Consider the following 21503-nt stretch of genomic DNA (forward strand, 5'->3'; position numbering starts at 1 on the left):
ATGGCCACGCCGCCGCCAGCGCTGCCGTATGCCTGGGTGCGCAGCCACGGCGTGATGCTGGCTGAAGCAGGCGGCGCGCCGGTTCTGCTGGGAACTGCCGAGACCGCCGCCTGGGCGGTGGCCGAACTGCGCCGCCGGCACGGGCCGCTGCCGTTCCAGGTGCTGGATGCGGCGGCCTGGCAGCAGCGGTTGGGCGAGCAGTATCGTGACGGTGGCGATGCCGCTGCACTGGTCGGCGCGGCCGAAAGTGAAGTCGATCTCGACCGGCTGATGCAGGACATGCCCGAAGTGACCGATCTGCTGGATGCACAGGACGACGCGCCGGTGATCCGCATGATCAACGCCCTGCTGGCACAGGCCGCGCGTGACGGTGCAAGCGATCTGCACATCGAACCTTTCGAAACCCATTCGGTGGTGCGCTACCGCGTCGATGGCACCCTGCGTGACATGGTGCAGCCACGACGTGCGTTGCACGCGGCGCTGGTCTCGCGCATCAAGATCATGGCCCACCTGGATATCGCCGAGAAGCGCCTGCCGCAGGACGGCCGCATCGCGATCCGCGTGGGTGGCCGGCCGCTGGATATCCGCGTCTCCACCGTGCCCACCGGGCACGGCGAACGGGCGGTGCTGCGCCTGCTGGAAAAGGATGCCGGGCGGTTGCAGCTGCAACGCCTCGGCATGGCCGACGATACGCTGGCCACCTTCACCGGGTTGATCCGCCAGCCGCATGGCATCGTGCTGGTGACTGGGCCCACCGGCAGTGGCAAGACCACATCGCTGTATGCGGCACTGGGGCAGCTCGACAGCAGCACAAGCAACATCCTCACGGTGGAAGACCCGGTGGAGTACGACTTTGCCGGTATCGGCCAGATCCAGGTCAACGCGCGCATCGGCATGAGTTTCGGCACCGCATTGCGCGCGATCCTGCGCCAGGATCCGGACACCATCATGATCGGCGAGATCCGTGACCTGGAAACGGCGCAGATCGCGGTGCAGTCGTCGCTGACCGGTCACGGCGTGCTGGCATCGCTGCATACCAACGATGCGATTTCGGCGGTGACCCGACTGGCGGACATGGGCGTGGAACCTTTCCTGCTGGCCTCATCGTTGCGTGGCGTGCTGGCGCAGCGGCTGGTGCGCAGGCTGTGCCTGCAGTGCCGGCGTGCCGAAGTGGATGCCGAGGGCCGCACCGTGTGGCGGGCCGTAGGCTGCCCCGCCTGTGCGAACAGCGGCTACCGCGGGCGCACCGGTATCCACGAACTGTTCGTGGTGGATGAGCGTGTGCGGGCACTGATCCATGAAGGGCAGGGCGAGCCCGCGCTGCGTGAGGCAGCGCGACGTGCCGGCATGCGCACCCTGCGCCAGGACGGGCAGCGCTGGGTCGACAGCGGGGTGACTACGCTGGAGGAGATCCTGCGCGTGACCGGCGACGACTGAGGCGCGCATGGCACTGTTCGACTACCAGGCCGCCAACGCACAGGGGCGCATCGAGAAGGGGCAGCTGGACGCGGACAGCGCGCGCGGCGTGCGCCAGCAACTGCGCGGGCGTGGGCTGACACCGGTACAGGTATCAGCCGCACGAAATTCCGGCAGTGGCTGGGGCACGCGCAGACTATCGGCCAGCGAACTGGCCTGGGCCACGCGGCAACTTGCCAGCCTGCTGGCCGCCAGCCTGCCGCTGGAAAGCGCGTTGAGCGCGGTGATCGAACAGGCCGAACGCTCGCACGTTGCACAGGCACTCACTGCGGTGCGTGCCGATGTGCGCGCCGGCCAACGGTTGACCGTGGCGCTGGCGGCACGGCCGCGCGACTTTCCCGCGATCTATCGTGCCCTGGTGGGCGCGGGCGAAGATTCCGGCGATCTGGCGCGGGTGATGGAGCGCCTGGCCGACTACATCGAAGAACGCAATGCACTGCAGGCCAAGGTGCTGACGGCATTCATCTACCCGGCGGCGATCAGCCTGGTGTCGGTGGCGATCGTGATCTTCCTGCTCAGCTACGTGGTTCCCCAGGTAGTGACTGCGTTCGTGCAGGCGCGGCAGACGTTGCCGATGCTGACCCAGGTGATGCTGGCGGCCAGTGCGTTCGTACGCGCATGGGGCATATGGACGGGATTGGGCATCGGCGCGCTGGTGGTGGGCTGGCGGCTGGCACTGCGGCGGCCGGATCTTCGCCTGCGCTGGGACACCCTGCTGCTGCGCGTACCGATGGTGGGGCGCTTCGTGCTGGGCGTGAACAGCGCACGCTTCGCATCGACACTGGCGATCCTGCTTGATGCCGGTGTGCCCTTGCTGCGCGCACTGGACGCCGCACGACAGACACTGGGCAACGCGCTGCTGGCGCGCTGTGCCGATGATGTGGCCGCACGCGTGCGCGAAGGTACTTCGCTTGGCGCTGCGCTGAAGGTGCAGAAAGTGTATCCGCCGATCCTGGTGCATCTGGTGGCCAGTGGCGAGAAGACCGGTTCATTGGCATCGTTGCTCGACCGCGCTGCACAAACCATCTCGCGCGAGATTGAACGCCGCGCGATGGCACTCACTGCATTGCTGGAGCCCACGATGATCCTGGTGATGGGGGGCGTGGTGCTGACCATCGTGCTGGCCGTGCTGATGCCGATCATGGAAATGAACCAGCTGGTGCAGTGATGCGCGAAGCGCATCACGGGTAGCGACGGGCCATGCCCGGCGAGCGCGCAGCGCGGCAGGCTTTCGATTCTCCACACAATCCTCCACACCTTTTCTCGATCTTCCACAGGTTTCTTAAGCGGCCTGTCATCGGCGGCGACCAGCATGTCCCTGTCGCCGCAGAGTGGGCTGGGAGGCCCTCGGCGGCAGCAGGCGTGTAGTGACCGTTCCTCCCTTGGTGTTTCACCTTCGCAGTAAACCCTTCAGGAGAAGATCATGACCAAGTACAAGACCCTGGCCGCGCTGGTTGCTACCGCGCTGCTCGCCACTGCTGGTGCCGCGTCGGCCCAGACCGCTGTCACCGGCGGCGGTGCTTCGCTGCCGGCCGACCTCTACAAGGGCCAGGCCGACAGCATCCTGCCGGCCAACTTCAGCTACGCCGTGACCGGTTCGGGCACCGGCAAGAAGGCCTTCCTGGAAAACAACTCGGCGCTGTTCTCGACCACCGGTACCGTGCATTTCGCCGGCAGCGATTCGGTGCTGAGCAGCACCGAGCTGAGCACCTACAACAGCACCTACAACGTGGCTGGCGATGCCAACCGCTTCGGCGCGCTGGTGCAGATCCCGTCGGTCGCCACCTCGGTCACCATCCCGTTCAACAAGGCTGGTTCGGCGGTTGATCTGTCGGTTACCCAGATCTGCGGCATCTTCTCCGGCAAGATCAATGACTGGAGCCAGCTGGCTGGTTCGGGCCGTACCGGTGCCCTGCAGGTTGTCTACCGTGGCGAGAGCAGCGGTACCAGCGAGCTGCTGGCCCGCTTCCTGACCAGCGCCTGCCAGCCGGCGGACGTCTCCGGCACCACCCTGAAGCTGACCAACGGCGTGCCGGCGTTCTCGGTGCAGTCGACCTTCGCCAACCTGTTCACCACCGTGCCGTCGAACTTCATCGCCGCGCCGGCCACCGGTGGCACCTCGCTGTACAACGCGGTGTACGCCGTTGACGGCCGCATCGGCTACGTTGGCCCGGACGTCATCCCGAGCCTGACCGATGCCACCAAGGTGGCCAAGGTCAAGTCCTTCTCGCCGGATGAAGTGAGCGTGCAGGCGACCCTGGAAACCGCTGCGCCGCCGACCGGCGCCGCTGCTGAAAATCCCGCCAACTGGGTGCCGGTGTTTGGCAACCCGAGCGCGGGCTACCCGATCGCTGGCTACACCAACTTCGTGTTCGGCCAGTGCTACAAGAACGCCACTGTCGGCGCCAACGTCCGTGGCTTCCTGACCCGCCATTACGGCAGTGTCGTGGTCGCCGGCGTCGAGCAGGGCCCGAACGATGCCGCGATCCGCGCGCACAAGTTCATCCCGCTGACCAAGGCCTGGCGTGATGCGGTCCGTGCCCGCTTCGCGACTGCCAGCAATGCTGGCGCCGTGAACAACCCGAGCACCTGCGCCAGCATCGGCCGTCCGCTGTAACTGTCTGCAAGGCAACACCTGCTGATCGAAGCGCCGGCCGAAATGCCGGCGCTTTCCTTCGTGGTGGCACCGCATCCGCGCTGAGCTGTCGTCTTCACGCCGCGGCCACCGTCTATCAGGTGCAGGGCATGCGTTACGCAGGCCCCCTTCGTACTCGCCGCGGCCGACGCGGCCCATCAGGTTGACGAGGTCCCCGATGTCGCACCCGCATTCGCCCGCCGCCCGTTTTTCCGCCTCCCTCTGGCGCAGCCACCCGATGGCCTGGGCCGTGGCCGTGGCGCTGGGCAGCGTGGTCGCTCCTGCCAGCCAGGCGCAGCAGGCCTTCAGCCCCGGCTGGTTCGCCGACCGCGGCGCCGCCCAAGGTGCGGCAGCGCAGAGTGGCCGTATGCCCAATGGCGCGCCGATCCAGTTCCAGCTGCCTGCACAACAGCAGGATGCGGCGCGACAGAAGCTGCAGCAGTCGATCGACAACCTCGGCACGGCCGCGCAGGCCATCGCATTGCAGCAGCGCATGCAGGAGCAGGCCAGGCAGGCGCGACGGGAGGCGGGCTTCGTGGTGGCCGATGGGCTGGGCAAGGATGGCCTGAAGGTGGACGAGAATCCGCTGACCCGTGGCTGGATCAATGCCCGCGAAGCGACCCAGTCGCAGGGCGCCGACGGCCGGGTGCAGGTCAGCATCGAGCAGACCGCCGACCAGGCGATCCTGAACTGGGAAACCTTCAACATAGGTGGCAACACCACGCTGAATTTCCTGCAGAACGCTGACTGGGCCGTGTTGAACCGGGTCAATGATCCGGCCGCAAGGCCCAGTCAGATTCTCGGCCAGCTGAAGGCCAATGGCACGGTGTTCGTTGCCAACCGCAACGGCGTGGTGTTCGGCAACAACAGCCAGGTCAACGTCCGCAACCTGGTGGCTGCTGCAGCACGTATCAGCGACGCGCAGTTCCGTGACAACGGTCTGTACAGCGTTGATGCGAACACGTCCGCCCTGACCGATGCGGTGGGCAAGATCATGGTTGAACGTGGTGCGCGCATCACCACGCATGAGCCCACCAGCGCAACGCGCGGCGGTGGCTATGTGCTGCTGGCCGGCCACAGCGTGGAGAATGCGGGCCAGATCGAAACCCGGAGGGGCCAGACCCAGTTGGCAGCCGGCGACAGTTTCGTGATCCGCCGTGGCGCGGGTACGGCGCAGAACACCGCGTCGACCACGCGGGGCAATGAGATCGCGCCGCGCTTCGTCACCGACAGCACGGCCGGCAGCGTTCGCAACAGCGGTCTGATCCAGGCGCGCGAGGGCGACGTCACTCTTGCCGGCCGCACGGTCGAACAGGCCGGCGTGGCGGTGGCCACAACGACATTGAACCAGCGCGGCACCGTGCATCTGCTGAGTTCGTCCTCCGACAGCAAGGGCAGCGTGACGCTGGCCACGGGTTCGACGACGGCGGTGCTGATCGAAGATGATGGCAAGACCACCGCGCTTGACAGCCAGCGCGACGTCCTCATCAAGGAATCGGCCGAGCAGGACAAGCTTCGTGGCGCCAGCAACAGTGGCACCTTCGACAATCTCTCGCGGCTGCAGGACCGCCGGGAGCAATCACGCATCGAAGTCGTCTCCGGCGGCGATGTGAACTTCCAGGCCGGCTCGCTGGCGGTGGCCACCGGCGGCCAGGTGATCGCCGACGCCAGCCGGCGCAGCTACCTGGATGATGGCGCGCGCGTGGACGTCTCTGGTGCGGTGGGCGTGCAGGTGGCGATGGAGAGCAACAACGTCAAGGTGAAGGTGCAGGGCAACGAGCTGCGCGATTCGCCGGACAACCGTGACAGCGGCAAGCTGATCAGCAGCGAGGTGTGGATCGACCGCCGCCAGTTGATCGAAGTTGCCGCCGGTACCGGTGGCTATGAAGGTACGCGCTGGTATGCCGGCGGCGGCCTGCTGGAAGTGGGTGGCTACCTGGACAATCAGGGGCATTCGATCAGCGAATGGGCGGCGCAGGGCGGCACCGTCCAGCTGGCAGGCAAGGAAGTGGTCAGCCACGCCGGTTCGCGCATCAATCTGGCCGGTGGCAGCCTGGATGTGCAGTCCGGCGTGGTCCAGCAGAGCTGGCTGCGTGGGCGCGATGGCCAGTTGTACCGGCTTGACGATGCGCCGGCGGAGATGCTGTACGACGGTCTGTATCAGGGCTACGAACTGAAGCAGGAGCGTTGGGGGGTTACCGAATCCTTCCGCAATCCACTGGTTGCCCCTGGCCAGCGCTTCGACAATGGCTACACCGTGGGACGCGACGCCGGCCGCCTGTTGATCTCGGCGCCCACGGCCGTCCTGCAGGGCCAGGTGGATACGGTGGCCTTCCAGGGCGTGCAGCAGACGCGCCGCCCAGACCAGGGACAGGACGGGTACACGCAGGCGCAGACGGCGGCGGCCCGCAACGCCCAGCTTTGGCTTGGGCGTTTCGACAACACCGGGCGCAGTGCAGTGTTCGATTCACAGGTCCGCATCGGAGAGCTCCAGGCCGACACCCGGCCGTGGACGCTGCAGGCGCCGATCGGGGAGGCACAGCGCAATACCGTGTGGTTGGACAGTGAGGTCCTGAGCGCCCAGCGTTGGGGGCAGGTGGACCTCGCTTCGGCCGGCCGCATCGATCTGGATGGCACGCTCAGGTTGCAGGAGGGCGGCCGGCTTGGCCTTGCCGCAAGCCGCGTCAGCCTCGGCGGAACGGTGCAGATTGCCGGCGGCCAGGTGGAGGCCGGCAACCTGCTTCTGGTGCTCGGCAGGCCGACGGCCCTGCTGTCCTCCGGGCGCGGCGCGCTCGATGTTGCGGCGGGCGCGCGGATCGATCTTGGCGGCGGCTGGAGCAACGCGCTTGCCGCGCCGGAAGGCGGTCCCGCACAGGCGTGGATCGACGGTGGACAGCTGCGCTTCAACGGCAGCCACGACATCAACGTGGGCGAGGGTGCACGGATTTCGGTGGATGCCGGTGGTGTCATCGATGCCAATGGCAAGGGGCGCGTGGGCAAGGGGGGCAGTGTCAGCCTGCTCGCGGCCAGTACCGAGGTCGCCACCGACGGCAGTGGCCGGCTGCGTATCGGCAAGGACGCACGCTTCAGTGCGCTCGGCAACGGCAGCGGCAACTTCACTTTGGCAACAGGCGGTGCGGTGGCCATCGGCGCGCCTGGCACGGACGCATCGGCGGCGTCGCTGCACTTGCAGGAAGCGCTGTTCAAGAGTGGCTTTGCCGGCTATGACATCGCCGGCCACAACGGCTTGACGGTTGAAGAGGGTACCCAGCTGCAGGTGGAACGACCGGCGCTGCGGCTGGCCGAGGGCGCACAGCAGGCACTGGCCCGCGAGCAGGGTGTGCAGGCCTGGACGCCATCGTTGTATGAGGCCGATCCAGCCAGCGGACGCGTCTCGCAGCGTGGCGGCGCCAGCCTGACGCTGCGCGCCGGGCATCTGTTGTCCACGGCCGACCTGCGCGTTGGCAAGGGGGCCAGGATCGAGGTCGACCCGGGCCAGTCGATCGAACTGTTCAGCGCCGGCAACCTGACTGTGGCCGGTAGTCTGAAGGCGGCCGGCGGGCGCATCCGCCTGGACGAGGCATTCGATCCGTCGGGCGTACGCGGCGATGCACGCCGCGAGCGCCAGTGGACGATCACCGATGGCGCACTGCTTGACGTGAGTGGGGACACCGTTTCCCTGCCCGACGCGCGCAGGACGTTGCGCGGGCAGGTGCGCAAGGGCGGAACCATCGAGATCGGGGGGGCGCTGGACTGGGAAGACCAGGACAACGTGCGCCATCTGCCGCCCGATACCTTCGTGGTGGTGGAGCGCGGTGCACGGCTGGATGCGTCCGGTGCTTCGGCGCTGCTCGATATCGATGGCAGCGGGCGTACCCGGGTCGACAGCGATGGCGGCAGCATCGTGCTGCGTGCGGGCAATGCCCTGTACCTGCACGGCGAACTGGATGCAGCGGCGGGCGGCGACGGTGCGCGCGGTGGCACCCTTGGTGTTGCCTTCGGTGGCGGCACCTACGGCAGAACGGCAGACGGTAAGGAGGTGCTGGCGCCGCGGGTGATCTCGCTGACCCAGCACGCCGCGCAGACGGCGAGCCTGCCTGCACGCCTTGAATACGGCCATGCGGCACTGTCGGTGGAGCAGGTCGAGGCCGGTGGTTTCGATCATCTGGCCCTGTTCGGCGATATCCGCGCCCAGGGAGATGTCAATCTGCGCATGGACCAGAGCCTGCGCCTGCAAGGCGTGAACGAGCGATACCTCGGCTTCGTCCCGGGCAACAGCGCGGGCAGCCGCCTGCAACTGGCCGCGCCGTATGTCCGCCTTGCGCAGGGGCGCTGGTGGCAGCCGGCCGGGGAAGGCACGCTGCGCCCGCTGGAGGCACCGTTCGATACCGGCCGGCAGCATCGCCTGGAGGTGGACGCCGATCTGATCGAGCTGCGCGACGTCACCTGGCTGGCCGGCTTTGATCAGGTCGGGCTGCGCAGCAGCGGCGACATCCGCATGCTGGCGCCAGTCGCCAGCACTTCACGAATCTCCACGCTGGCAAGCCCGGGTTCGATCGATATCAGCGCCGCACGCCTGTTCCCTGCGGCCAGGGCCCAGGGACGCATCGTGGCCGGCGTTCCCGACATCGGTCCTTCGGGGGTGCCGTCCTGGCAGAACCCCGACGCCGTGCTGCGCATCCATGGCATTGCGGGCGGCGCGCAACCGGCACCGGATTCTGCGTTCGGCAGCCTGGAGCTGGTGGCGGCAACGGTGGTGCAGGGCGGCACGGTGCAGGCGCCGTGGGGCCGCGTGCAGCTGGGCGGCAACGAGTTCAACTCGAATCGTGCCAGCCGTGTCGATCTGCTTGCCGGCAGCGTGACCTCCATCAGTGGCGCCGGGCTGGCGCTGCCCTTTGGCGGCACCGTGGACGGTGTGAGCTGGCGCCGCAACGGTGCCGACTTCGATGTACTGGGCCCCGGCTCGATCAGCATCCCGATCGGTATCGACATCGTGGCCAATGCCTTCAGTGGCGCGGCGGGCAGCGTGCTGGATGTGTCCGGCGGAGGCGAGCTGTCCGGTGCCGCGTTCGTGGCAGGGCGCGGTGGCTCGGTGGACATCCTGCGGCATGCGCTGGCGGATGCGAACCCGCGCTACCGCTTCAGCGGCAGTGACAATGCGGTCTACGCGATCATGCCGGGACGCTCGGGCACGCAGGCGCCGCTGGGCACCGCTGACGGCAGTGCCGATCCGCGCGTTGGCCAACAGATCGTCATAACCGCCGGCGTTCCCGGCCTTCCGGCGGGAACCTACACGTTGCTGCCGGCCAGCTACGCCCTGCAGAAGGGCGCATTCCGCGTCGAAGTTGGCGCCGAAAGCGCCGTCGGCAGCCGCCAGCCAGTGGCGACCGGCACTGGCTCCTGGCGCGTCAGTGGACACCAGGCGCAGAGCCTGGGCGTTGGTGTCTCACCGCTGCTCACCGATCTGGTGCTGACGCCGGCGGAGGTGGTGCGCCGCCATGCCAGCTACAACGAGACCTCCTACAGCGCGTTCGTGCAGGGCGTGGCCGAGCGGCGTGGCGAAGCGCTGCGCTGGCGGCCGACCGACGCCGGCAACCTCAACCTGGTGTTGGGCGACGGCGCAGGACGTTCGGCCGTGCCGGCCGCGATCTTCCAGGGCCTGTCCCATTTCAACGCCGGCAGCAATGACGGGCGCGGCGGCACGCTTTCGGTCAACCTGCGCACCTCCAATGGCGCGGTGCTGGAGATTGCCACCGAAGGCGACAGCGCCGGCAGCGGCAGCGGTGCAACCATCTTCGACTCCGCGCTCAATGCGTTCCGCCCGGAAACGATGCTGATTGGCGGCGTGCTGCGACGTGACGCGACGACCTATTCGCTGGAAGGCAGCGCGCAGCACATCGTGGTGCGCAACGGCGTCAACCTGACGGCGCAGGAAGTGCTGCTGTCGGCCGCCTTCGGAGGCAAGGGGATCCTGATCGAGCAGGGCGCTGTGATCGACACCTTGACCGGGGCCGATCCGTCGCGAGTTGCGCAGCCCACGGCGCCCTACCTGGTGTCGGGCGGCCTGCTTGCCGTGTCCAACCAGCGCCTGACGGCGCTCAGTGCACAGGGCGGAGGCGCCGCAGGTCCGGTGGCGATCGACATCGGCGGAGGCGCGTTGGACTGCAGCGGCCAGACCCGGTTGCTGTCGGCAGGCAGCATCAACGTGGTCACCGACGGCGCCCTGAACATTGGTGATTCGGTGAGCTACGGCACGCGCCAGCTCGGCCTGGGCATGTCGGCACTCAACCTCGGCAGCGCCGAAGCCATTGCGGCGGCATCGGCGGCCGGCGGCCTGCCGGTCGGCATGACCATGAACCAGGAGGTGTTGCAGCGATTGCTGCGGGGAAACACCGCCACCGGCGCGCCGGCGCTGGAGGCCCTCAGCCTGACCGCGCGCGATGCCATCAATGTCTTCGGCAGCGTGGACCTGGACACCCGTGAGGGCGCAACCGGACGCAGCAGCCTGCGCAGCCTGGTGCTGGGCGCACCGGCCATTCACGGTTACGGCACCGCTACCGATCGCGCGCGCATCTTCGCCGATACGCTGGTCTGGGACGGTACGCTGGCCGGCACCACATTGCCCGGCGGAGAGCAGACCCAGCCGGCCGGCGAGGCGATGGTGGGCCGGCTTGGCCAAGGACAGCTGGAAATCAATACACGGGTGCTGGAGTTGGGACGTGCGCCCCTCACCCGGCCCAGCTCGTCGGTGGCCGCGGATCGTCGGGTGCTCGGTTTCGCCGGCGTTACCTTGGCAGCGTCTGATCGCATGCTGTTCTCGGGCAAGGGCAGCCTCGAGGTCTTCCAGCGGCAGGGCGACTATGTGGCAGGCAGCGGTTGGCAGTTCAGCGGCGGCGCGCTGGATATCGTCACCCCCTTGCTGACCGGTAACGCGGGTGCGCAGCTGGCAATCCGCAACGGCGGCACGGTGCAGCTGCACGGCGCTGCGGCAAACTCGGGCAGCGATGCATTGGGTGCGGAGCTGTCGATAGCGGCAGAGCGCGTTGTGATCGACAGCCGGGTGGCGCTGGCGTCCGGCAGGTTCGAGGCCAATGCACGCCAGGACGTGGTGCTCGGCAGCAATGCGGTGCTGGACATGGCCGGGCGCAAGGTCAGCCTGTTCGACGTGGACAAGTACAGCTGGGGCGGCGACGTAGCGCTGTCGAGCCGTGACGGTGACATCGTTGCCGACGCGGCGTCGCGCATCGATCTTTCCGCCGGCAACAACCGCGGCGGCCGCTTGACGGTTTCTGCGCTGGGCGCGCAGGGCGGCCGTGTCGATCTGGCGGGTACGTTGCTTGGCGGCGCCAGCGGCCGCTACGACGCTGGTGGCACCGAAGTGCCCTACGACGGCGGCGAACTGGTGCTGCGTGCGCGTCAGCTGCAGGATTTCTCCGGACTGAATACAAGGCTTACCGCCGGTGGCATTACCGGTGGCCGGACGTTCCAGTTGAGCGTAGGCGACCTGGTGATCGGCGATGAAGTGAAGGCACGCAACGTTGATATCAGCGTCGATGGTGGCAGTCTGCTCGTCAATGGCCGCATTGATGCCAGTGGCGAACAGGTCGGCAGCATCCGCCTGTCCGCCCGCGATGTGCTGCGTATCGACGGAACATTGGACGCGCATGGCAGCGCCTTGCGCGTCGATAGTTACGGCAAGATCATCGACAGCCCGAACCGGGCCATGATCGAACTGACCTCGGCCAATGGCGGCCTGCAGCTGGGTGCGGCCTCCTCGATGGACCTGCGCAGCGGCACCTCGGTGGCCACGGGTGGCGGCCCGGGCCAGAACGACGGCCGCGCGCGCGGCAGCGTCAAGCTCAACGTGCCACGCGTGGGCACCAACGATGCAGCGATCGAGGTGGCCAGCGGCATCCGCATTGCCGGTGCCGGCGATCTCCAGGTCAACGCCTTCCGCAGCTATGATTCGGCGCCGCTGGCCAGCGCTCCGGACGTGCACGGCCATCGTCCGCAGGTGATCAACCAGCAATGGCTGGATACGGTGGTGGACCCGGACAACAGCCAGTGGATGAACGCCGCGCTGGTCAATACGGGATTGCAGCAGCGCATTGCCGCCTTGGGCAGCTACCGCCTGCGCCCCGGCGTGCAGATCGTGGCGCGGACCAGCAGTGACAACCCGCGTGGCGATCTGGTCGTGGCCGGCGATATCGATCTGTCCGGCTATCGCTACGGACCGCAGTCGAACCGGCTCGATCCTGCGCGCCGCGGCTTCGGTGAATCGGCCGCGCTGGTGCTGCGTGCCGAGGGCGATATCAATGTCTATGGCAGCATCAACGACGGCTTCGCGCCGCCGCCCGCCAATCCCGATGAGGACGGCTGGGTGTTGCTGGAAGGGCGCAGTAGCGGTACGCCCAACACCGCGTTCGGCGGCGACCTGATCGTGCCCGGCGAAGGTGTCCAGCTGCAGCGCGGCACCGAGTTCCGTGCTGGCGCCACGCTGAACTATGCACTGCCATTCGAGGCCGTAACCTTGCCGGCGGGAACCGTGCTGCCGGCGGAGATGGTGTTGTCCGGGCCGCTGCTGCTGCCCGCCGGTACCGTTCTGGGCGCGGCCGTGACGACAGGCAGCGGACAGGTGATGGCGGCCGGTACCGTGCTGGCACAGGCGCTGGCTTTGCAGTCCGGTGCCCGCCTGGGCGCTGGCTTCCGCCTGCGCACGCCGGCGCCAGTGGCCGCACAGGTGTGGCCGGCCGGTGTCGCCCTGCCCATGGCAATGAAGCTTTCCGGCGCACTGGACCTGCATGCCGGTGCGATCATCCCGTCGATGACCAAGGTGGAGCTGGCCGGCGATGCGCCGGTGAAGCTGCGAACGGCCGATGCCAGCGGGCGCCAGGGGCGCAACTGGGCGCTGGCGGCGATGCTGCCCGACGGCACCACGTCGTGGGATCTGACCGCAGTGGCCGGTGCCGATACGACCGCCGCCGATCCGCGTACTCGCCGCTGGGGAAGTGACGGCAGCATCGTGCTGGCCGACAGCCACTACAGCACCATCGGGACAGTAACCACGACGACAGAATGGAAGGGTGATCGCATCGTCAATCTGGAGGGTTCTCTGTACTGGTGGGGCGATGAGAGTCTGGCCGGAAAGTCACCTGCCGAGGTGGCCGAGATCATCGGGACCACCGAGGCGGAGATCTGTGGTGCAGGCTCCTTCTGCGGCCCCGCGCCGCGCCTGGTGGACAAGGAAGGCTCGCTGGCATGGTGGGGCGATGAATCCTGGGTCGGCCGCCCGGCTTCGGAACTGGGTGCCGAGATGGGCATGTCGGAGGAAGAGATCTGCGCGGCAATGGGCTACTGCTATGGCGGCGGCACGCTGACGGAAGTCACGACCTATGGCAAGCGGCTGGGGGCACCGGCCTGGAGCGTGCTGCGTACCGGCAAGGGTGATCTGGCACTGCTGGCCGCGCAGGACGTTCGCATGAAGTCCGGCTTCGGCGTGTACACCGCAGGTGCGCCGACGTTGTTGGGCGACGGCAACGACGCGCGCTTCAACGCGGCACGTGCGCCGAAACCGATGAACACCGCGCTGCTCGGCGCGACGCAGGCCTCCGGATCCTATGACGCGGCCATCGCCGGCTACCAGGCCTGGTACCCGGACCAGGGCGGCAATCTGCGTGTTGAAGCGGGGCGCGACATCATCGGCGATGTCTGGACCGGCCGCTCCGAATCGGGCACGGCGCAACGTGACCAGGCCGGGCATTCCAGTGCCGCGGTGGGAGGCTGGCTGTGGCGGCAGGGTTCGGGCACGACGGAAGGTGTGCAGACCACAGCAACCAGCTGGTGGATCAACTTCGGCACCTACAGCACCGTCGGCGCCGAACTGGACGCGACGCCCCGCATGGTCGGCTTCACCGGCTTCGGCACGTTGGGTGGGGGCAATCTGTCCCTGGAAGCCGGCCGCCACTCGGGCGTGATCTCGCCGATGGGCAATGCCCTGGGCTTGTTGACGGCGCCCCATTCCAGCGCGATCGTCGCTGCGGTCGGGTCGACCGGACGCGTCAGCGACGGTGAGCTGCATCTGACGGGGGGCGGCGACCTGACGCTGCGAAGCGGCGGAGCGCTCAACCCCGGCCTGCGCGCGAGCGCGCAGCAGCCCGAAGGTTTCCTGCAGGGTCTGGATCTCAATGGCGCCGTGACCAATCTACGCGGCAGCACACTGCTGCAGGCGGCGCGCATTGGTGGTGTCAGTGCGATACAGAGCAGCTACGGAACGTTGGGGCTGAAGAATCCGTTCGTGGCCGACGCCCCGGTGGCGATGGCGGGGCCGGTGCTCATCCTGGGTGATTCCACCGCGCTGGTGCAGGCGCGCGGCGATGTGGTGCTGGGCAGTGCGGCCGACCCCGGGCGGGTGCCGGTGGCCAATTTCAACGATATCCTGCTGGACGATGGCAGCCACGCGTCGGGCTCGAGCTGGTTCTCGCTGTGGACACAACGCACCGCACTGGACCTGTTCTCGGCAGGCGGGAACCTTTCGCCGGGCCTGGTCGGCACGCAGCATGCCAGCGGAAGCAACCAGGGCAGGGAGGTGATAGACATCAGCCCCAGCGATGGTGACGTCATCCTCAACTACTGGTTGTATCCGTCCCGGTTCAGCGCCGTGGCGGCCTCCGGCAACATCAATCTCGCCAGTCTGCGGGCGAGCGGCGCCACCCTCGGTGCCCAGGATGTCATCCTGCTGGCGCCCTCGGCGTCGGGTCGACTGGAGGTGCTGGCAGGAGGATCCATCCTGGCTGCCGAACAGGCCACCCAGATTGTGCGCTCCAGCAGTGATGCCCGCGTTCCGGGCCCGTTCGATCCGGGCTTCATCGCGCGGGGGCCGGGAAATGCCGGAACCGTGCGCAGCAACGTATCCGTGGACGGGGGCAGGGCCGACCCTGAGGCCGTGCTGCCGTATTTCGCGTTCGGTCCCAATACAGCGCTCGGCGCGCTGCTACCAACTACCCCAACTGTAGCCAGCAGATTCTATGCCGTGGCCGGCGACATCATCGGGCTGGGCAGCGGCAGCAGGCGGCAGTTGTCGCGCGATACGGGGAACAACGGGCGCACCGTGTTCGACTGGTACGAAGCGGGCTCGGCAGTACAGCTGCGCGCCGGTCGCGATGTCATCAATGCAAACGTTACCGCGCTCAACACCAGCAGTACCGATATCAGTGGGATCGACGCGGGCCGCGACATCATCCGCAGCAATCTGACGGTGGCCGGCCCCGGCAATGTCGAGGTCAGCGCCGGCCGCCAGCTGCGCCAGGAAGAGGCGGGAAGCATCGTCAGCCTCGGCGGTATCGTGCAGGGTGACACCCGGCCGGGTGCGAGCATTGCGGTGACCGCAGGCAACCAGCATCTTGATTTCGATGCACTGCGCGCACGCTATCTGGATCCGGCCGCGCTCGCCGACCCGGCGCAATCGCTGGCTTCGCAGCCCGGCAAGGCGGTGAAGATCTATGACAAGGAACTGAAGCAGTGGCTGCAGCAGCGCTTCGGTACATCCAGCGAAGGCTTGGATGCACTGGCCGTGTTCGACGCATTGCCGAAGGAGCAGCAGCGCATCTTCCTGCGCCAGGTCTACTACGCTGAACTACGCGAAGGTGGTCGTGAGTACACCAATGCAGAAGGGCCGCGCTTCGGTTCCTACCTGCGCGGGCGCGAAGCGATCGCCACGCTGATGCCGGACAAGGATGCCAATGGCGCAACGATCAACCGTACTGGCGATATCGTGATGTATGGCGGCTCCGGTGTGCGCACCGAAGCGGGTGGCAACATCGAGCTGATGGCGCCAGGCGGGCAGATCGTGGTGGGCGTGCAGGGCGTGGTACCTCCGGCCAGCGCGGGCCTGGTCACCCAGGGCCAGGGCGACATCCGTCTGTTCAGCCAGGACAGCGTGCTGCTGGGCCTGTCGCGGGTGATGACCACCTTTGGTGGTGACATCCTGGCGTGGTCCGAGCAGGGCGACATCAACGCCGGCCGTGGCTCGCAGACCACGCTGCTGTACACCCCGCCGCGTCGGGTCTACGACACCTGGGGCAACGTCATCCTGTCGCCGCAGGCACCGGCCAGCGGCGCCGGCATCGCAACGTTGAACCCGATCGCCGAAGTGGCGCCGGGCGATGTCGACCTGATCGCGCCGCTGGGCACGATCGATGCCGGCGAGGCGGGTATCCGCGTGTCGGGCAACATCAACCTGGCGGCACTGCAGGTGCTCAACGCCGCCAATATCCAGGTGCAGGGCGACAGCAAGGGCCTGCCGGTACTGGCCTCGGTGAACGTCAACGCGCTCGCGTCGGCAAGCGCTGCGGCCAACAGCGCCAGCCAGGCCGCACAGGACGTGATGCGCAAGAGCCAGGACGATGCGCGGCGCAACCAGCCGTCGGTGATCAGCGTGCAGATCCTGGGCTTCGGCAGTGCCAGCAGCAGCATCGACCCGCCAACGCGCGGAAACACGGCCGCCGCCGCGGGCTACGACGTCAACAGCGCCTTCCAGTTCCCGCAGGCCCGGGCAGACGCGGGCAAGCAGCAGGTGCAGTAGATCCACGCCATGCGTGGATGGAGGAACGGTGCGGGCCAAGGTCCGCACCCACCACGCGCAGAACACAGGATCGGGCCAGCTGCCAGGGAACGGTGGTGGCCCCAGCCAGGACGGCACCGAGGGCAGGGAGCAGCCATCAGCGGTGAGGACCACCGACACGGCGCCGCCGGGCGCGGGACAGCGCCCGGCGGCAGGAGGGCGGTAGATCCACGCCATGCGTGGACGCCTCTCAGTAGATCCACGCCACGCGTGGATGCCTCTCAGTAGATCCACGCCATGCGTGGATGGCGTCCAGTAGATCCACGCCATGCGTGGATGCCTCTCAGTAGATCCACGCCATGCGTGGATGGCTGGGTCAGCTTCAGTGCCGACCAACGGTCGGCACCCACCAGAGCAGGCTTGGCAGCAGAAGCAGGCCCGGCAGTAGATCCACGCCATGCGTGGATGCAGTCCAGTAGATCCACGCCATGCGTGGATGTCGTCCAGTAGATCCACGCCATGCGTGGATGGCTGGGTCAGTTTCAGTGCCGACCAACGGTCGGCACCCACCAGAGCAGGCTTGGCAGCAAAGCAGGCCTGGCAGTAGATCCACGCCATGCGTGGATGCTCCTCTCAGAGCGCCAACACCCGCCGATAGCTCAACGGTCCGCGTCCATCACGCAACCCCAACCGCAACTCCAGGCCGGTAGCCGGCAAAACCTCCCCCTGGCTCGGCAGCATCGCCCAACCCACCCCTGGCTGCCACGCCCGCACCTCGAAGCGCTGCACATCACGGGCCACCAGCAACCCGCGCGTTGGCTCGGGCGCAGGCAGCGGATAATGATCGGAAGGCGCACCGCTGGCACGCCACAACGTGCTGCCTTGCCGCCACCAGCGAACGCGCTGCCACTGCAGCCCATCACTACCGACGCTGCGGGTGATCTCCAGCGTGAAGCCACCATCGGGGTGGCGCTCACTGGTCAACGACGGCGGCAGCAGCCGCGCGGGTTGATCGGCCGGCCGCACCGCGCCGTTCATCAGTGCATCGTCAGCGCGCATCTCGATATCACGCTGGAACTGCTGCAGCACCCGCATCGCCGTGCTGGTCTCGGCATCGGCCTGGCGCAGGCGCTGGTCACTGTTGGCCACGCTGTCCAGTGCGCGCCAGCAGATCACCGCCAGCACGCCCATGATGGTGATGGCGATCATCACTTCGATCAGGGTGAAGCCGCCCGCCGCGCGTTTCATGGCGCCGGCGTCCACGGCAGCTGCAGGCGTGTCAGCGATTGTTCCGGTGCATCTTCGGCCATTACGCTCAGCTCCAGTTGCGGTTGCCCGTCGGCGCCACTGCCCAGGTGCTGCTGCACCAGGAAGCGGGTGCGCCCCTGCAGGCACAGCAGGCGCGCATTGCCGGGTGGCTGTGCGGACAGACGCAGCTCCTGCCAGCGGTCCTGCGCACACAGCAGGGCCAGCCGACGGTCACGCAGACGCGACTGGTCATCGGTCGCCACCGCCACCGAGCGCATCACCGCCGCCAATGCGATGGACACGATGGCCAACGCGATCAGCACCTCGATCAACGTGAATCCGTGTTGCTGCCTTTTCACTGCAGGACCTGCAATTGTCCGCTGCCATCATCACGAAGACGCAGTCGACGCCCGTCCAGCGACAACGCCAGCTCCCACGGCACACCAATCCATTCGGGGCTCAGCTCGATGGCGGCCATGGGTTGAACGGTGATGCCACGGGTCTGCCACTGCTGGGGGCGCAGCAGGTCATCGCGCCGCAGCTCGACCCAGCCCTGGCTGTCGCGGCGGCTGAAGCGGTAGCCCTCTGAAGTGGCCTGCCAGCGGATCGGCCGACCATCGATGCGCGCTTCATCGCGAGCGACCTGCAGGCGCTGCGCCAGCCGCTCCGATTCCTGGCGCAGCTGCCGCGCAGGGTCGAGCAGGCTGCCCAGGCCGAGGCCGATACCCGCCGTGCAGATGCCGATGATGACCAGCACCACCATCAGTTCGATCAGGGTGAAACCGCGTGGTCTGCCTTGCATCGCACATCGCTTCCCGTCCTTGCCGATACCTGCCAGCGTAGGCGCGGATGATGAAACAAAAGCGTCAGCGTCAGCTGCTAGCGTGGCCGCACAGGAACCTGGCGAAGGTGCGGAACATGGACGGCAGGCGTTGGGATCGCAATCGCACGTTGACCCTGCTGGCGGCCATGCTGCTGCTGACCGTGGCGGGATACTGGGGCATGGCCCTGTTCATGGCGCCGGCTCGCGCTGCCGCCGCCACGGTGCAGGTCGCCGTACCCGCTGCCCCGGCCTTCGACGACGCTGCGAGCGCACCGCTGGTGCGGCTGCTTTCGCCAGGTGCAGTACAGACCGAGGTGACCGTGCTGGGGGTGATGGCAGGGCGGCAGGCGCCACTGGCATTGCTGTCGGTGGATGGGGCGCCTGCCCAGGCCTATGCACCGGGCCAGCGTCTCGGCCCATCCACGGTACTGGCAGCAATCAGCGCGAACGCGGTTGAACTGCAACAGGCAGGCCAGCCGCGCTCGCTGCCCGTGCCCGAACTGCCGTCCATGCCTACCGATGGCATCGTCCCCACCGCGCTGGGGCGGCACTGAACACGGCTCAGCGCGCTGGGCGCTGTGGCACCACCGAACGCCCGAACGCATCGCCCATGCGTTGCCGCGTGCCCTCCAGGTTGTATTGCAGCAACTGGTTGCCGGGCTTGCGCATCAAGCGCTCGGCCTCGGGAAGATTGGGATGGAGGGCGTTGTTCTCTGCCGGCGCCAGCTTGCGTTGCAGGCAGTCCCAGGCGGGGATGCGCTCGCCATTGACCTGTACTTCGATGCATGGCGCTGCATCTGCATGTTTGGCAGCCTGCTCGGCCCGCGCCCAGGGCGAAGCCAGAGCCAGAACCAACGTCAGGCAGAGGGCGGGGCGGCTTGGCGTAAGCAGAGTGGCGTGCATCCTGAATCTCCCGAGGCAGCAAGCGCTTTGCAATGAAGACGTGTGCCAGGCGAAGTGTCCGCCTGCGCCTGTTTCAGCATCGTCAGCAGATGACAGTGCTGTCACAAAACTGTTGGCGGTTTTGACGCGGCCTGCACGTCCTGTTGGTAGACCCACGCGCCGCTCCCTGGCCATTCCCTTCGATACGACGCGATGCCTTCGATGACTCCCGTTCCGTGCCGTGCCGTTCGCCTTCCGCTGCGCCTGCATCCCTTGCTGCTGGCCCTGGCGTCGCTGCCGTCTCCAGCGTTCGCGCAGGACGCCGCGCCAGCGCCCACGGTGAACATCAACGAGTACATCGTGCGCGGCAACACCGTGCTCGATGCGCGCCAGATCGAACGCGCGGTCGAACCGTTCCTCGGCCCCGGCAAAACGCTCGCCGATGTCGAGAAGGCGCGCGATGCAGTCAACGCGCTGTACCAGCAGGCCGGCTACCAATCGGTCTATGTGGAGCTGCCCGAGCAGCAGGTCAATGCGGGCGTGGTGCTGCTGAAGGTGCAGCAGACGCCCATTGGCCAGCTGCGCGTGGTCGGTGCCCGCCATGACTCACCCGAGCGCATCCGCGAGCGGGTGCCGTCGTTGGCTGAAGGGCGCGTGCCCGATTTCGACCAGGCACAGAAGGAACTGACGGCGCTGAACGAAGGGGGCCGCCGCCAGGTGATGCCATTGGTGCGCGAAGGCCAGGTGCCGGGCACCATGGATGTGGACCTGCAGGTGGAAGAAAAGTCACCCTGGCGTGCCAGTGCGGCGCTCAACAACGACCATAGCGCCGATACCGAGAAGCTGCGCCTGAGTGCATCGCTGGCCCACGACAACCTGTGGCGGCGAGGACACAGCGCGAGCATCGGCGTGTTCATCGCGCCGGAAGACACCGACCAGGCCAAGGTATTCTCCGCCTCCTACACCGTTCCCTTCGAGGGCACGCCGTGGAGTCTTGAGGCATCGGGCTACACGTCCGACAGCCGCGTACTCAATGCCGGCGGACAAGGCGGCGCAGGCACGGGCACCGGCACCAACGTGATCGGCAACGGTCATTCCATTGGTCTCAAGCTCAACTACCGCCTGCCGGGCAGCAGCGCTTGGTGGCGCCAGCTCAGCCTCGGCGTGGACTTCAAGGACACCGAAGAAGACACGCAGATGGGCAAGGACAGCCTGAAGACGCCCTTGAAATACGCACCGGTCACGCTGGCCTTCGTCGGCGTGCGCCAGGGCGAGCACGATCAGCTGAGCATCAACACCCAGCTGGTGGCGGGAACCCGGCGTCTGTTCGGTTACGGCAGCAACGCCACCGATTTCGGTCAGAAGCGCTACTGGGCCGATCCGAGTTTCGTGGCGTTTAAGGCCGATGTCTCCAACACGCACACCTTCGGCAACGACTGGCAGTGGTCTGCGCGTGGCTCGCTGCAGGCGACCGATGCACCGCTGGTCTCGGCCGAACAGTTCGCCGCCGGCGGCATGTACACCGTGCGCGGCTACCTGTCGGCCGAAGCGATCGGCGACTACGGTGGCCTGGCCAACCTGGAATGGCGCACCCCGGCGTGGTCGCTGTGGAGCGGTACCGACCTGCGGCTGTACAGCTTCGCCGACGCGGCCTACCTGCGCCTGCGTCAGCCGCTGCCGGAACAGCGCGACAAGTACAACCTGGCGTCGGTCGGGCTGGGCGCGCAGCTGCGCCTGGGCGAACACCTGCAGCTGCGCCTGGACTACGCCTGGCCCTACGCCGATGGCCCGGTCACGCGCAAGGACGACCCGCGGCTGCATTTCAACATCAGCACCAGCTACTGACCCTTCCCTTGAGATGCGTTCTCCGGAGACCTTTT

At 67.5% G+C, this 21503-nt stretch carries 10 protein-coding genes; 6 read left to right on the forward strand and 4 right to left on the reverse strand.

The window, feature by feature from the left end:
• The 4 genes from gspE to ABIA73_RS01050 all read left to right on the forward strand — a co-directional run bounded on the left by gspE (position 1) and on the right by ABIA73_RS01050 (position 16691).
• Positions 1-1437: a type II secretion system ATPase GspE gene (gspE, locus tag ABIA73_RS01035; protein ID WP_425507118.1), complete on the forward strand. Its 1437-nt coding sequence runs from the start codon at positions 1-3 to the stop codon at positions 1435-1437.
• A 7-nt stretch (positions 1438-1444) separates the two neighbouring features.
• Entirely contained in the window at positions 1445-2644 is a 1200-nt protein-coding gene (gspF, locus tag ABIA73_RS01040; RefSeq protein WP_354275264.1) for a type II secretion system inner membrane protein GspF, read from the forward strand.
• 255 nt (positions 2645-2899) lie between these two features.
• Positions 2900-4093: a substrate-binding domain-containing protein gene (locus ABIA73_RS01045; RefSeq protein ID WP_025874374.1), complete on the forward strand. Its 1194-nt coding sequence runs from the start codon at positions 2900-2902 to the stop codon at positions 4091-4093.
• Between the two features lie 196 nt (positions 4094-4289).
• The gene (locus tag ABIA73_RS01050) at positions 4290-16691 is read left to right on the forward strand and encodes a putative filamentous hemagglutinin family protein (protein ID WP_354275265.1); all 12402 of its coding nucleotides are present in this window, start codon (positions 4290-4292) and stop codon (positions 16689-16691) included.
• Positions 16692-17303: 612 nt separating this feature from the next.
• On the opposite strand, the gene ABIA73_RS01055 is transcribed toward ABIA73_RS01050, so the two are convergent.
• The 3 genes from ABIA73_RS01055 to gspH are packed head-to-tail and all read right to left on the reverse strand — an operon-like array spanning position 17304 to position 18720.
• On the reverse strand, positions 17304-17918 hold the full coding sequence (locus ABIA73_RS01055) for a prepilin-type N-terminal cleavage/methylation domain-containing protein (protein ID WP_301864546.1): 615 nt from the start codon (positions 17916-17918) through the stop codon (positions 17304-17306).
• The gene (gspI, locus tag ABIA73_RS01060; RefSeq protein ID WP_354275266.1) at positions 17915-18277 is read right to left on the reverse strand and encodes a type II secretion system minor pseudopilin GspI; all 363 of its coding nucleotides are present in this window, start codon (positions 18275-18277) and stop codon (positions 17915-17917) included. The genes ABIA73_RS01055 and gspI overlap by 4 nt, the downstream gene beginning before the upstream one ends.
• Positions 18274-18720 carry a type II secretion system minor pseudopilin GspH gene (gspH, locus tag ABIA73_RS01065; protein WP_354275267.1) on the reverse strand — a complete coding sequence of 149 codons (447 nt, stop codon included), beginning with the start codon at positions 18718-18720 and terminating at the stop codon, positions 18274-18276. The genes gspI and gspH overlap by 4 nt, the downstream gene beginning before the upstream one ends.
• Before the next feature lie 116 nt (positions 18721-18836).
• Here gspH and ABIA73_RS01070 point away from each other — a divergent pair, with 116 nt between their 5' ends.
• Positions 18837-19295, forward strand: a complete 459-nt coding sequence (locus ABIA73_RS01070; RefSeq protein ID WP_354275268.1) for a hypothetical protein — start codon at positions 18837-18839, stop codon at positions 19293-19295.
• Between the two features lie 7 nt (positions 19296-19302).
• On the opposite strand, the gene ABIA73_RS01075 is transcribed toward ABIA73_RS01070, so the two are convergent.
• Positions 19303-19644: a hypothetical protein gene (locus tag ABIA73_RS01075; protein ID WP_354275269.1), complete on the reverse strand. Its 342-nt coding sequence runs from the start codon at positions 19642-19644 to the stop codon at positions 19303-19305.
• 201 nt (positions 19645-19845) lie between these two features.
• Here ABIA73_RS01075 and ABIA73_RS01080 point away from each other — a divergent pair, with 201 nt between their 5' ends.
• Complete coding sequence (locus ABIA73_RS01080) at positions 19846-21468, forward strand: ShlB/FhaC/HecB family hemolysin secretion/activation protein (protein WP_313282048.1); 1623 nt, start codon at positions 19846-19848, stop codon at positions 21466-21468.
• The last annotated feature ends 35 nt before the right edge of the window (positions 21469-21503 follow it).

The organism is Stenotrophomonas sp. 2694 (assembly GCF_040548715.1).
In the GTDB taxonomy this organism is placed as follows: Bacteria; Pseudomonadota; Gammaproteobacteria; order Xanthomonadales; family Xanthomonadaceae; genus Stenotrophomonas; species Stenotrophomonas indicatrix.

Coding starts and splice junctions, on each gene's coding strand:
- ABIA73_RS01055 (WP_301864546.1), bottom strand. CDS start 17,918: ATGAAACGCGCGGCGGGCGGCTTCACCCTGATCGAAGTGATGATCGCC.
- ABIA73_RS01050 (WP_354275265.1), top strand. CDS start 4,290: ATGTCGCACCCGCATTCGCCCGCCGCCCGTTTTTCCGCCTCCCTCTGG.
- gspE (WP_425507118.1), top strand. CDS start 1: ATGGCCACGCCGCCGCCAGCGCTGCCGTATGCCTGGGTGCGCAGCCAC.
- gspF (WP_354275264.1), top strand. CDS start 1,445: ATGGCACTGTTCGACTACCAGGCCGCCAACGCACAGGGGCGCATCGAG.
- ABIA73_RS01075 (WP_354275269.1), bottom strand. CDS start 19,644: ATGCACGCCACTCTGCTTACGCCAAGCCGCCCCGCCCTCTGCCTGACG.
- ABIA73_RS01070 (WP_354275268.1), top strand. CDS start 18,837: ATGGACGGCAGGCGTTGGGATCGCAATCGCACGTTGACCCTGCTGGCG.
- gspH (WP_354275267.1), bottom strand. CDS start 18,720: ATGCAAGGCAGACCACGCGGTTTCACCCTGATCGAACTGATGGTGGTG.
- ABIA73_RS01045 (WP_025874374.1), top strand. CDS start 2,900: ATGACCAAGTACAAGACCCTGGCCGCGCTGGTTGCTACCGCGCTGCTC.
- ABIA73_RS01080 (WP_313282048.1), top strand. CDS start 19,846: ATGACTCCCGTTCCGTGCCGTGCCGTTCGCCTTCCGCTGCGCCTGCAT.